The following is a 12,404-nucleotide window of genomic DNA, read 5'->3' on the forward strand; positions in this document are numbered from 1 at the left end:
ATATAAAAATCAATATTAATATAAAATAAATTTAATGTAATTTTATTTCAGATAATTCTAACGAAACGCTAGTAAATAATCCTAATGCTAGAATAAAGAAACAATATTCATAGTTTATTATATATATGCCTTCTTTTTTCAATTAACATTTGTTGTCGGTGTCTTAATTTGTTATACTTAGTGGCCAATTCAAGAAATAAGGGCTTATCCATTGATACAAGAGCATCATCAATCTTTTCCTCTAGGAGCGTAATTTGCCGGGTAACCATTGCTTCATCCAAAACGTTTTGTATATACAAATCAAGATTTGAACTCTCATCTTGAGTTTTCTTTGATGAGTTAAGCAATTTCATAACCTCACTATATGAAGTGCTTTTATACGGTTTTTTCTTTTCCATTACAAATCACCCCTAATACCTTTTTACATGATCATCTTTTGCTAAAACATATCATTCATTTTATTCCACATTTATTCATGAGTGGACGAGAATATTCCCAAAGGTAGTAGTAGGATGTAATAAGGTTAGGGAAATGTCCCTAATGAGGGGATAAATGTTAATTTTACCAATTAAAAAAGCATATCGGTATGTGAAAGGCAGAATGCAGTAATTAAAGAAATTGAAGAAGAAATAATATTAGACTGCAAAAAAACGGAGAATTAGCCGCTTCTCCGTTTTTTTGTTTCAAAATTAAAATACCTATTAAAACAAATGGGGTAAAACTAATTTTCGAAAAAGGATTTATCCTGCCTTTTCAACTAAACAGCTATTCTCCCATTTTTCATATTCTTTACTAGCATTCCAGCTCAACCATGACACAAGGATTTTTATCTCACTTGGACCAACATACCAATATTCCCAACGATTCTTCACCGTATTTTGGTATATACCTGTTTTGCTGACATTATTCATCGAACCACCCCTTTTTTCTAAATCAATCATTCAATTGAAGCTTTAGAACCGTGCATTATTAAAATATAAATTCTCCAAATTGTCGGAAAATCCCTTCTTAGTAAAATTTTTTTATTTTCCCCCGTAATGTATAAGTATTTTATATACTTAACGACTGCCTATCGGCTGGCATCCCTGATTTACCGAGCATGAAGGGAAAATAACGCTTGATAGCAAATATAACCGGCACTAAAATAAGAGCTGCCATCAGGGTGTATAAAGAACCTTTTAAAAGAGGAATTTCGAATAGTTTTTCAGAATCCAATAAGGTATTTTGAATAATCAAGTTAAATAAGGCAAAGACAATTTTTTGGTGGAAGGCTAAATAAATGAGTGAATTTTCTCCGATATATTGGAGAGTTTTGCTTTGTTTCATTCGCTTGATTAGAATCATGAACGCACCAATCCCTGACAACGCCGATATATAAAACAGGAAAATGTTTCCTAAACTACTATTATAAAGGTCCACTCTTTCTCCGGAATACACGAAATTCAGGTATCCAGTGACCATATTGATGAATAGGAAAAAAATAAAATTGTTTAAAGAAAGATACCGTTCTAATTTCATTTTGTATTCTTTATATAAAAATCCCACTCCATAAAATCCCACGCTAATCAAGGAAATATCGATACTCCACGGAAGGGGTTTATCTACTAATTTATTATATAGACAGCCCAAAACAGAAAGGAAAACTAACCCAATCAAGATGGACTTTTTGGAACGCCCTACTTTCGATAGGATGTAAAAAAGCAATTCCGTGCAAAGTAAACAATTCATAAACCATAAAGCACCGGTATGAACCGTCCAAAAAGATTTCCTCGTTGCGATGAATGATCCTAATATGGGCAGCATTAGATTATGATCATAATCTACTTGTCTAAGGATAAATAAGAAAATAAACCAAAGATACGCAACAAAGGAAAAACACAAATAAGGCAAAATTAATGTCTTTGTCCTTTTCAGTACAAAGGTTTTTATATTTGGAAATTTATTAAAGTTGAATAAGTAACCTGATAAAAAGAAGAACAATGGCATATGGAATGTATAGATGTACGTTTTAATAGGTGATGGGATATTGGTATGGCCCAGCATAACGAGAAGCATCCCTAAACCCTTTCCTATATCCAACCATTCAATTCTTTTACGCATAGTATTCCTCCTCCTCAATCCTATTTCCATATACGGAAGTTGATTTTTAAGGAGCCATAAATCTTAAATATATAATATGTGAATTTAATCACATATTGAAAGAATAGGTAAAATTTAAACTTAATGATATTAAAGATTTGTTTGGCTATTTGTCATAGTAACACCATTTCTATCGTTCTTCTTACTTGTAAAAGGTTTTTAATATTTATTTATTCGTTTTGACAATGTTTAAATATTACCTTAATTAAAAGGATAAATTTGTGAGAATTTTTATTTGATAGTAAAGGTTGTGCCAGGAGCCCCATTTGCCGAGGAAGTTTGTTGATTTGAAATGGAGGAGTCGTTGATTTAAGGAACTTTCAAATAACTACACAATAATAACCAATAAAACTTCAGTCTAGCGATTGCCGCAACCAGATTAACAGAAGACACCCCAACTGTTGCTGGTATACAACTTATAAAAAAACAGTTTCTATATAATCAAGCAAAAATTTTCATTAAAAGAAGCACCCTGGCTATTCGGATGCTTTAAAATCACTTTTTACTTTCCTAATGTAATAATTTAAATGATCCTGAAAGTAAATTAAATTATGAAATACGATTACATTTAATAAAAATACGATTATAAGTAAAATCATAATCGATGTAGAAAATTTAATCGTAAAGGAAAATATCCCAATTGTTAATAAGGAAAGAAACAGACTAAAACAAAGTGCACTTAGGGCGTGAAGATTACCAAGTCTGTCGCTATAAATTCTTTGAATTTCTTTTCCATATTGGTTCTCAATGATGATCTTATCCAATTCGTATTCATGTTTAAGGTGCTTTTTGCGATCTTTCCAAATAATAAAACCTAAACTAAGACTAATTTGATGAATTAAATTTCCAATCGTAACCCCTGAAACAATAAACAGTGTAATAGAAGCAACAATAATAGGCGCATCCTTATTGAAAATAAATGATTTAATCGAATCAAAATCATTTAAAGAAAAATAAGCAATTAACACTGCAAGAAACATCCATCCAGGTATTCCCCATCTAATAATATCCTTTGGTTCAAAATTCATTCCTATCCCCTCCATCTTTTAACTTCGACAAAAGGAGACATTTTCCTGCAATATTTTAAAGTCCATTGCCCATCTAATCGACACTGTCACTCGAAACGGCCCCGTACTCAACCGAATAAAGGGCTTTTTGCTATTTTTATTTCACAAGAATAAAATAAAACTGTACCAAATCCCAGTTATTTAATTCTAATTTTTTGTCCTGGCTGCAGTCTTTTAGGATTCACATCCGGATTCAACCTATTTAGTGTGCCATATTTCATTTTCCATTCCTTTTCAAGGTCCCAAAAAGTATCACCTTTTTTAATGGTATAAGTTTCAGGTTTTGATACAGAAGGAACCATCCCTTTTAATCTTAACTGCTGCCCAGCATAAATAAAATCAGGATTGGCAAGATGGTTTAACTTAGCAAGGTAGTCAATTGATAATCCGTATTTTTTACTAATTACAGTAAGATTTTCTCCATCTTTTACAATGTGATTTTCTGGTATTTCATCTTCCTTTTTAGCTGCAGATGGTTCTGGTCCTGCAGCTTCAACCCATGCACCTGGATCCTTTTTAATATCATTCTGATCTATTGCAATTCCGGCAACTTTGACATCATTTTGGTACTGGTGCTTATGGATGTGATCCGCGACTTTCCCTTTGCTCCAAGCAAATGTCTGCCAGTAATAATCCACTTTATCTTTTACTGCCATCATAACTGCATAAGAGCCATATAATCCGACTTTGTAGTCTTTTAATGTGGAATTAAGACCATCTACATAATCGAGGATCCCTTTCATATGGCAGGATTGGGCATCGAAATCTACCACAAAGTAAATAGCACTTTCGGCAGGTTGCCCTACTAATCTTGCGTATATTTCCGCTTCCTTTGCATCCGCAATCCCTTGGGGTTTAGTATGATAACCTGGATAGTTTGCACTTTTTTGAGCGATACTGATTAGCTTTAATCCTGCCTCATGAATTATCTTTGCTTCAGCTGCATCAAATGTTTTCCAACTATTACCGAGATATCTGGCCACGTAAGAAAAACCTAAATCTTTTAAGGTTTTTGCAGATGAAGCCGTTAATTTTGTAGCACAGTCCAACCCATTCCTTGTCATTCCTTATCCTCTCCTTTTTCGATATTAACCTTATCGAAAGACTTTGATAGGATATCAATCCCAATACGACTAAAATTCTCGATAAAGGATATCAACCAAAATCTATTTCAACAATAGTACTTGGTTCAGTCTTGAAAAAAGAGTGTTCCAAAAAATTTAAGGGGTTGGAAGTTTCCCTCCCTCATTTTTTCACTTTTATTTTTTGGGATATGGCTGTCCAGTATTTAGGGTCTTCTAAGCCGAGGCGCCAAATCCCAATGCCTCGCAGGTTATATTTTTCCACAAGGTTTAGTTTAACCCGTAAACTGGAGCTATTCTCAAACCAAACCTGGTGGCTATGATGTTTTTCATCTACATAACCGAAGTGAGGTGTTTGTGTAGCGGAGTCCCACTTAACTTTCGCTTTAAATTTTGTTTTCTTCCCCATTACCTGGGCGTAGGAACTATAAAGGGCTTTGTTTGTTGTTGTATCCCAGTCCCATCCATAACCTCCGATACCAAGTAAAATTTTTGATGATGCTACTCCCTGTTTCAAGGCATAACGAATGGTTGCTTCGGTCCAATCGACCGATGCCGTTGACCCGGGTTTTGTTCTGGGATTATGTTCATCGTAAGTCATAACCATTAAGCTATCTGAATATAGACCAATTTTTGCGTAATCAAACCAAGGTGACCATGGATTCGCACGGGAATCACCTGTGTTTGCCGGGACTGAAACCGTCACTGCCTTTCCATCACGATGCATTGCATCAGACAATTCTTTAATCAGCAGACTAAAGGAATCTCGGTCAGACAAATACAAATTTTCCATGTCAATATTAATCCCATCATATTTGTATTGATTCATTTCCTTTCGCAAGTTTTGAATGAACACATGGCGGTTTTTATCGTGATCGAGTACCTGACTCGCTACTTGCTTACCCTTTTCAACCGTTTCATATAGAAGATTGTGTACAACCAGATATACCTTCAGGTGTTTTTCATGAGCACTCCCTATAACCTTTCGCTTATGATCCGCTGTAACGGAGTCTATAAGACTTCCTGGACGTTTATCATCAAGCTTATACCAAAAGGGTGCAATGATGCTTAAATGGGTGAATTGTGAATTAACTGTAGGTTGGGACCCTGGGTATGTTCCTTCCTGTTCAGTGTAGAAACCTAAAACTTCACGTGTAGGTTTATTCGTGTTATGTTCCTCTTTTCTTTGTGACTGATTGCAGGATGTCAGAAGTAAAAAAGAAATGCATAAAGAAATGATGGTGAATGATCGATAACCGTTACGCGACATAGTGCACCTACTTTTCTAATATGTATACATAATTTTAGCTATGAATAGGAATTACATACAAAAAAATATTTGTAAAACCCTAAACCAACACTCTTTTGTACAGGTAGAGAACTCAAAAAAACACTTACAAACATTGATATTGCAACATTTGTAAGTGTTTTATCATTTCTAGTTATCTATTTAATTGTTTTACTTTAGTAGGCTTGTTTTCCTTACTTACCTTGATGATTTCACCAATAATACTGATGGCAATTTCTTCTGTTGTTTCTGAGCCAATTTCCAATCCGATTGGAGAATGAACCTGTTCCAACTGTTCTTCCGTGACACCTTCACCTTTTAATTTTTCAAAAATCGTTATGACCTTTCGCTTGCTGGCAACCATTCCAACGTAGGCAATTGGAAATTGCAGCGCCGTTTTTAATACAATCTCATCACGATCTTTTGTAACAATCACCACATATGACTTTTCATTTAGGTTGGCAGCAAGTAAAGCCTCCCCAATATCCTGGTTCACAAAAATGTTCGTCGCATTGGGAAATCGTTCCTTCGTACAATAACCAACGCGGTCATCGACAACGCAATAAGGAATTTCAAGGAAATCTGCAAGCTTTGAAAGCGCATTGGCTAAATGACCGGCTCCAGCCAGAACGAGTTCTGGCCTCTTTGTATAGACTTCAATAAACACCCTTAATGTGCCGCCACAGCTCATTTGAATTCCATCTTTTGCATGTTTATTTAATTTGTATTCAACGATTTTCGATTGACCCTTTTGGAGCGCCTTTACACTTTCTTTGATGATATAGTGTTCAGCCAAGCCGCCTCCTACAGTGCCTTCAATCGTCCCATCACGGTAGACAATCATTTTTCCAACATGCCTGGGAGTCGAGCCCTTTGATTCAATAATCATCGCTAAAGCAAAGGTTTCGTTTTGACGTGCTAGCAAGGCCACTTTTTCCATCAGCAGCAAGTATAGCTCCCCCCTTATTTACCCTAATTCGGTTGATATTTCGTCATGCAAAGAAAATAGCGTAATAAATTTAAGGCGACAGTTTTTCTGTATAAAGCAGTGGAGCGCTGATCGTCGATGGGTTTAATGATCTTATCAAAGGCTGACACAATCTGAGCGATGTCCGCATCGGCTAATGGGATAGTCTTTCCAACCAACTTCTTCTCAATATCAATGAAACGAACCATCGTAGGTCCGACTGCCCCGAAGGCAAAGCGAACCTCTTCGATTTGAGCACCATTTAACCGGATATATCCTGCAAACGATACTTTGGCAATGGCATCTGCGTTACGGTTGCCGACTTTCTCAAAAACAACATGAGAACCTTCTTCTACTACGGAGGGCAAGATGATTTCAGCCAAAACTTCAGAGGGATGACGCCCGACCCTTCGTGGACCTTGAATAAAATCGCTAATCGCTACGACACGATCACCATGAACGGAGCTCAACAAAAGCTTTGCGTTGTAGACATATAATAATGGCAGTGTGTCCCCAGCTGGAGAAGCGTTGCAAATATTTCCTCCCAATGTCCCTCTGTTTCTAATTGCCGGTGCCGCAATCGTTTTAATTGCGTTTTTTAAGGGTATGGGAATGTACGGTTCTTCCAATAATTCGCTATAGGTGCAGCAGGCACCGATGTGGAGATCCTTCTGATTTTGATACACCCGTTTTAGCTCAGAAAGATGATCAATAAACACAATCGGTTTAGGGATTTTCGGGGGAACTCCCCTTCCACTTTTGTGAAGGACCATGACATCAGTGCCGCCGGCCATGATGGCACAGTCTTCTTTGTTCAATTGACTCAACGTTTGGTCTAAACGATCGAAGCGATACGCAGTTATTTTTTCTGCCATAAGCCGTCCCCTTTTTTAGCTGCCAGGTTAATCGCATCCACAATCATGTTATAGCCCGTACATCGGCACAGATTCCCGGAAATACCTTCACGGATTTCAGCCTCTGAAGGATGAGGGTTTTTGGATAATAAAGCCGCACTTGCCATGACCATCCCAGGAATGCAGTAACCGCATTGCACTCCTCCGGCAATGGAATAGCTCTCATCTAAAATCTTAAATTGTTGTGTTTCCATGATTCCTTCAATCGTTAGAATATCGGCTCCCTCAATCGATCCAATCGGGATCAGGCAGCTGTTTTGAAGAAGGTTATTCACAAACACACTGCAGGCTCCGCACTCCCCTTCCCCGCAGCCTTCCTTTGTTCCGATTAATTCAAATTCCGCTCTTATTAAATCTAGTAATCTTACAGTGGCAGGGGCATCCGTTTCTACCGTTCTTCCATTAAGAGTAAATTTAATCAACCCTCTTCCCCTTCTTTCGTCCATAGACTTTCGATAATGACTTCCGGTGTAATCGGAATTTGCTGAAAAGTAGTTTGAAGTGCCTCCTCGATTGCAGCTTGAACTGCTGGAGCGCCGCCGATTAACGTCAATTCACCTGCGCCCTTCGCCCCGTATGGACCATCCGCATAGGGATTATCAAAGACCTTGCTTTCGATTGAAACCACATCCAATGAAGTCGGCGGTCCATAATCCGATATGCTTTTTTGCAGGATTCTGCCTTGCTTTGACGTCATTTTTTCTAGATAACCGTAAGCTAATCCTTGAGCGAGACCGCCGTCAATTTGGCCTTTCATGATCCGTTCATCGATGACCTTCCCAACTTCATAATTGCCGTAAACTTTTTCTAACTTTATATTTCCTGTTAATGTATCCACTTCGACTTCCACGATATTCACGCCCCATGAATAAGCCGGGTAGGCATCTCCGGTGAAGGCTTTCTCGTCCCATGGAATCATTTCGCGGTGAACATAATTCTCTATTACTTCCTGTTCCACCCCCGGCTTCCACTGAGCCTTCAGTTTTTTTGCAGCCCGTTCCAGTAATTTTCCGACGATCATGGTCGTCCTGGAGGCGACGGTCGGACCGGAGTCGGGAACCTCTTTTGTGTCGGGAGTAGGGTACAAAACTTTTTCATATGGGAGGTCGAGTTCTTTGGCGACAATTTTACTCAGCGTCGTATAAATTCCTTGTCCCATATCAGAATTAGAGATTTTTAGCATAACCTTGCCGTCCTTTGATTTCACCAGCTTCACCGTAGCTTTAATATGATCACGTTCGCCGCTGCCTGTAAATCCACAACCGTGAAGGAAGAGCGAAGTTCCTATGCCTTTTTTGTAGCGGTAATTTTGTTGATTGCTGCGCTGAAAGTCTTCTTTTTTCTTTTTGTATTCTGAGGAGTTGAGTAGGTCTTCAATCATTTCTTCCATTAATATTGGGTCGCGGAATTTACCTTTTGTTATGGTGGGGTCTCCTTGTTTGACGAGGTATTTTCGTTTGTATTCCAGTGGCTCGATGTTTGCTAGTTTACTAAGATGTCCCATATGACTTTCGATTCCGGCAAAGCTTTGTGGAGCACCAAAGCCTCTGAAGGCACCGTTCGGAACGGTATTGGTTTTTAAGACAAAGCCTTTTGCATGAAAATGTGGTATTTTGTAAACACCGGCACTGTTTAATAAGGCACGCTGCAGCACGACAGAGCTCAATCCCTCATTCGCTCCGGCATCGAGAAAGAGGTCGACACACATGCTCAAGATATTTCCTTCCTGATCAAGGGATGTTCGATATTTAATTTTGGCCGGATGCCTTTTCGTCGTTACCAGCATATCCTCAGAACGGTCATACACGAGCATAACCGATTTTTTGACTGCGTTTGCAGCAACAGCAACGTGACAGGCCATCATCGAAGGATACTCTTCTTTACCGCCAAAACCACCGCCAGTAGGGCTTTGAACTACTCTGACTTCATCGTCATCACAGGCTAAAGCGTTTAGCAAGGCATTTTTTATATAATAAAGACATTGCATGGATCCCTGGACGACAATTTCATTCTTTTTATAAATGGCGAGCATTCCTTGTGGCTCAAGGTAGACATGCTCCTGATAACCTGTATTATATTCTTCTTCAATGATTTTGTGGGCTCCATGCTCGATCGCTGAAATAATTTCCAAGCCTTCACCAAATTCATAGCTTGCCATAACAACCCCGGATGCTGATTTTTGTTGGATGGCTTCGTCTAATGTATAGATCGCCTGATGTTCTTCAAAATCAATCTTCACTTCATCTACCAAACGGTACAGGATATTCAGGTCTTTGCCAACGAGCATGAGGATCGGTTCACCAATATAATTAACCCACTCATTGGCAAAAATGGGCTGATCTTCTTTGATAATTTTGACATAATTCGGTCCGGGAATATGCTCGGCTCCAACTGCTTCATAACCTTCCGGAAGGCTTGGTAATTTAATGGATATGATTTTCCCATAGGCTATGGGCGATCGAACCAAAACACCGTAAACCATATTTTCTACTTTCAAGTCACTAATATAGGGCAACTGGCCCGATACTTTACCTTTATGGTCCTTTTTGGGCACTGAGGTGCTTATGTCTTTTAGATTCATGCAACAACACCCTTCGACTCATATTTTTAAATTAGACATTATTAATATTAGAAACCCTCTTCCTACGATTTTATCAATGAGCATGATATTTTATGATTGATTTTTATTCTAATAAAAATGTAGCTTGATTCGAGTTGGAAAGCTGATCGAATCACGCTGTATTAATAAAACGGAAAATACAAACTTTTTCTCTTTTTTGGGGACGTGGCAACCCGCTACGTTCCATCATCAGCCACTTTTTCTCCTTCTTAGGCACATATAGCCTCGCTTCGCTACATTACCTCGAGAAATTTACACTTTATCATAGTATTCAATGGCTTTTTGGTAATCATCTGGCGTATCAACATCCATTAGTACTCCCGGATCCTCAACATTCATGTATTTCTTTTCGATACCTCCCAGGACCTCACGCAAATTACTTTCTGGATTAGTATCGAGAATCTTCTGTTTCACTTCGCTTGATAATTTGATCGGATGGCCAGCTTTATAGTTAAAGCTGGGAATCACTACGTTCCCTTTGTGTTCTGCTAGTAGCTGGACGGTCTCTTTTTTAACAAGCGGACAATCTCCAGGCGTTATAAAGAAGCTTGGGGCAATTACTTCGCTCACTCCCTTTTGAATGGAAGTAAACATTCCCTGATGAAAGTTTTCATTATAAACAAACTTTATCTGAAATGAAAAGGCATTTGTATTGTAGATTTTTTCCACTTCTTGTTGGATGAGTTCCGCTTTAAACCCGCCAACGACAATGACTCTGCTGCATAATCCTTCAAATTTAGAAATCGTATGCTCCAACACGGTCATTTGCCCTAGTGGCAAAGTCATTTTCAATGCATTCGCTCGGCTGGAATATCCAGCGGCTAGGACGACAGCTTCCATTTCCCCCCACCTTTCCATGACATTTTCTTTGATCATCTTAATATATTTCTGTCTTTACTAGACGATTACTCCTCACTTGCTTTTTATAAAATGGGACATTATGCTTTTCCGTTTTGATGTCCATCAACATATGATAAAGTACCGATGAATTAAAAAGGAAAGGAGGAGTTGATGTTGAGTGAGGAGAAGGAGAAAAAAAGTAAAAAAGGTAAATCACTATGGGGACCGCTTATAGCAGCACCCGCTGTATTTTTTCTTGCCCCTCTTGGAATCGGACTTTATCTCACTCATCCCTTCCCGGCAAAAACCACAAAAAACCCCAAGGACTACGGACTTAAATTCGAAGAGATTGAATTTTTCAGCAGAAAAGATCAAGTAAAGCTGTCTGGCTGGTGGATTCCTGCCGCTACTAAGGAAAGCAAAAAAACCGTCATCACTGCACACGGTTATATGAATGAACGTGCCATGGAAGGGATTGAAGGGCTGCAGCTCGCCAAAGCTCTTTCGAAACAAGGATATAATGTGCTTATGTTTGATTTTCGCAATGCAGGTAAATCGAAAGGGAGAACCACAGGGTTGGGGTACTATGAAAAGCATGACTTATATGCAGCGATTGAGTATTCCATTCAGAAAAAAAAGCAGAAAAAGATTGCTCTGCTTGGATGGAGTATGGGTGCTTCAACTGCACTTATTGCCGGATGCGAACATCCTGCGGTATCCGTCATCATTGCCGACAGTCCCTTTAGTGATTTAGAAGCTTTTTTAAAAGAAAATCTTTCTTATTGGACCAAATTACCAAAAAGGCCTTTTACACCGCTTATTTATCATTCCATGCGAAAACTCCTCAAAATTGACCCCGCTGAAGTTTCACCAATTAATATTGTGAAAAACACGAAAGGAAAATCCTTCTTATTGATCCACAGTAAAACGGATGAAGCTATTCCTTATAGCGAGAGTGAAAAACTTGTTCAATCCATTTCAAAAAATAACTATAAAGAATTGTGGCTGACGGAAAAAGGTGAACATATTAATTCGTATCTTTTGAATAAAGAAGAGTATGAGCGTCGTGTTCTCCAGTTTCTAAATAAGTACTTAAAGCTTGCCTAATGCCCGACACTGGCCTTGGCATGTTATACCATCGATGTCCATGCAAACCTCGCCACAGTACAGGCGAGGTTTTTTCTTCCATAATTAAATGCCACCAGTATCGCCGCAGCCATGATTACACCTCCAGCAATTCGTTTTCGAATAAGGGACTACCCCTCCTCTCTTCTAAATTCACAAACTAACCACATTGCTTAAGAATCCGAGTTCAACGCTGCCCGTTGGACTGTTCCCTAACAATTCCCAAAATGGCTCTCATCTTTGCCAGCACTCGCTGGATCACTTCCTCATTGGCCGGATTCGGTCTTATATCGATCATTTTCCTTGTTTCCTCCACGTCTGGAATCGTTAGAGATGATTTTTAGGTTAGGGCAACTGTGCTC

Annotated in this window: 12 protein-coding genes; 1 reads left to right on the forward strand and 11 read right to left on the reverse strand. The window is 38.6% G+C overall.

Annotated features, from left to right (window positions below):
• Positions 1-107 precede the first annotated feature (107 nt).
• From BIV60_RS27345 to BIV60_RS27390, 11 genes are all read right to left on the reverse strand, one after another.
• Positions 108-398: an IDEAL domain-containing protein gene (locus tag BIV60_RS27345; RefSeq protein WP_071358814.1), complete on the reverse strand. Its 291-nt coding sequence runs from the start codon at positions 396-398 to the stop codon at positions 108-110.
• Positions 399-740: 342 nt separating this feature from the next.
• Positions 741-911: a hypothetical protein gene (locus tag BIV60_RS29985; protein WP_177177414.1), complete on the reverse strand. Its 171-nt coding sequence runs from the start codon at positions 909-911 to the stop codon at positions 741-743.
• 139 nt (positions 912-1,050) lie between these two features.
• Entirely contained in the window at positions 1,051-2,100 is a 1,050-nt protein-coding gene (locus BIV60_RS27350; protein ID WP_071358815.1) for an acyltransferase family protein, read from the reverse strand.
• Between the two features lie 515 nt (positions 2,101-2,615).
• On the reverse strand, positions 2,616-3,167 hold the full coding sequence (locus BIV60_RS27355) for a BA5345 family protein (protein WP_071358816.1): 552 nt from the start codon (positions 3,165-3,167) through the stop codon (positions 2,616-2,618).
• A 176-nt stretch (positions 3,168-3,343) separates the two neighbouring features.
• Positions 3,344-4,270 carry a glycoside hydrolase domain-containing protein gene (locus BIV60_RS27360; RefSeq protein WP_071358817.1) on the reverse strand — a complete coding sequence of 309 codons (927 nt, stop codon included), beginning with the start codon at positions 4,268-4,270 and terminating at the stop codon, positions 3,344-3,346.
• Positions 4,271-4,451: 181 nt separating this feature from the next.
• Entirely contained in the window at positions 4,452-5,558 is a 1,107-nt protein-coding gene (locus BIV60_RS27365; protein WP_071358818.1) for a glycosyl hydrolase family 18 protein, read from the reverse strand.
• A 172-nt stretch (positions 5,559-5,730) separates the two neighbouring features.
• On the reverse strand, positions 5,731-6,516 hold the full coding sequence (locus BIV60_RS27370) for an XdhC family protein (protein WP_256218568.1): 786 nt from the start codon (positions 6,514-6,516) through the stop codon (positions 5,731-5,733).
• A 32-nt stretch (positions 6,517-6,548) separates the two neighbouring features.
• Positions 6,549-7,418: an FAD binding domain-containing protein gene (locus BIV60_RS27375; protein ID WP_071358820.1), complete on the reverse strand. Its 870-nt coding sequence runs from the start codon at positions 7,416-7,418 to the stop codon at positions 6,549-6,551.
• Complete coding sequence (locus BIV60_RS27380; protein ID WP_071358821.1) at positions 7,403-7,879, reverse strand: (2Fe-2S)-binding protein; 477 nt, start codon at positions 7,877-7,879, stop codon at positions 7,403-7,405. Before BIV60_RS27380 ends, BIV60_RS27375 begins: the two co-directional genes overlap by 16 nt.
• The gene (locus BIV60_RS27385) at positions 7,876-10,038 is read right to left on the reverse strand and encodes a xanthine dehydrogenase family protein molybdopterin-binding subunit (RefSeq protein ID WP_071358822.1); all 2,163 of its coding nucleotides are present in this window, start codon (positions 10,036-10,038) and stop codon (positions 7,876-7,878) included. Before BIV60_RS27385 ends, BIV60_RS27380 begins: the two co-directional genes overlap by 4 nt.
• Positions 10,039-10,329: 291 nt before the next feature.
• On the reverse strand, positions 10,330-10,917 hold the full coding sequence (locus BIV60_RS27390; RefSeq protein WP_071358823.1) for a nucleotidyltransferase family protein: 588 nt from the start codon (positions 10,915-10,917) through the stop codon (positions 10,330-10,332).
• A 174-nt stretch (positions 10,918-11,091) separates the two neighbouring features.
• On the opposite strand from BIV60_RS27390, the gene BIV60_RS27395 reads away from it, so the two are divergent.
• The gene (locus BIV60_RS27395; protein ID WP_177177417.1) at positions 11,092-12,024 is read left to right on the forward strand and encodes an alpha/beta hydrolase; all 933 of its coding nucleotides are present in this window, start codon (positions 11,092-11,094) and stop codon (positions 12,022-12,024) included.
• Positions 12,025-12,404 lie beyond the last annotated feature (380 nt).

The sequence above is a fragment of the Bacillus sp. MUM 116 genome (assembly GCF_001866655.1).
Taxonomy (GTDB): domain Bacteria; phylum Bacillota; class Bacilli; order Bacillales; family Cytobacillaceae; genus Neobacillus.

Bases quoted from the DNA above. Each gene is read 5' to 3' on its own strand.
- BIV60_RS27345 (WP_071358814.1), bottom strand. From the start codon at position 398: ATGGAAAAGAAAAAACCGTATAAAAGCACTTCATATAGTGAGGTTATG.
- BIV60_RS27385 (WP_071358822.1), bottom strand. From the start codon at position 10,038: ATGAATCTAAAAGACATAAGCACCTCAGTGCCCAAAAAGGACCATAAA.
- BIV60_RS29985 (WP_177177414.1), bottom strand. From the start codon at position 911: ATGAATAATGTCAGCAAAACAGGTATATACCAAAATACGGTGAAGAAT.
- BIV60_RS27375 (WP_071358820.1), bottom strand. From the start codon at position 7,418: ATGGCAGAAAAAATAACTGCGTATCGCTTCGATCGTTTAGACCAAACG.
- BIV60_RS27355 (WP_071358816.1), bottom strand. From the start codon at position 3,167: ATGAATTTTGAACCAAAGGATATTATTAGATGGGGAATACCTGGATGG.
- BIV60_RS27365 (WP_071358818.1), bottom strand. From the start codon at position 5,558: ATGTCGCGTAACGGTTATCGATCATTCACCATCATTTCTTTATGCATT.
- BIV60_RS27360 (WP_071358817.1), bottom strand. From the start codon at position 4,270: ATGACAAGGAATGGGTTGGACTGTGCTACAAAATTAACGGCTTCATCT.
- BIV60_RS27350 (WP_071358815.1), bottom strand. From the start codon at position 2,100: ATGCGTAAAAGAATTGAATGGTTGGATATAGGAAAGGGTTTAGGGATG.
- BIV60_RS27390 (WP_071358823.1), bottom strand. From the start codon at position 10,917: ATGGAAGCTGTCGTCCTAGCCGCTGGATATTCCAGCCGAGCGAATGCA.
- BIV60_RS27370 (WP_256218568.1), bottom strand. From the start codon at position 6,516: ATGGAAAAAGTGGCCTTGCTAGCACGTCAAAACGAAACCTTTGCTTTA.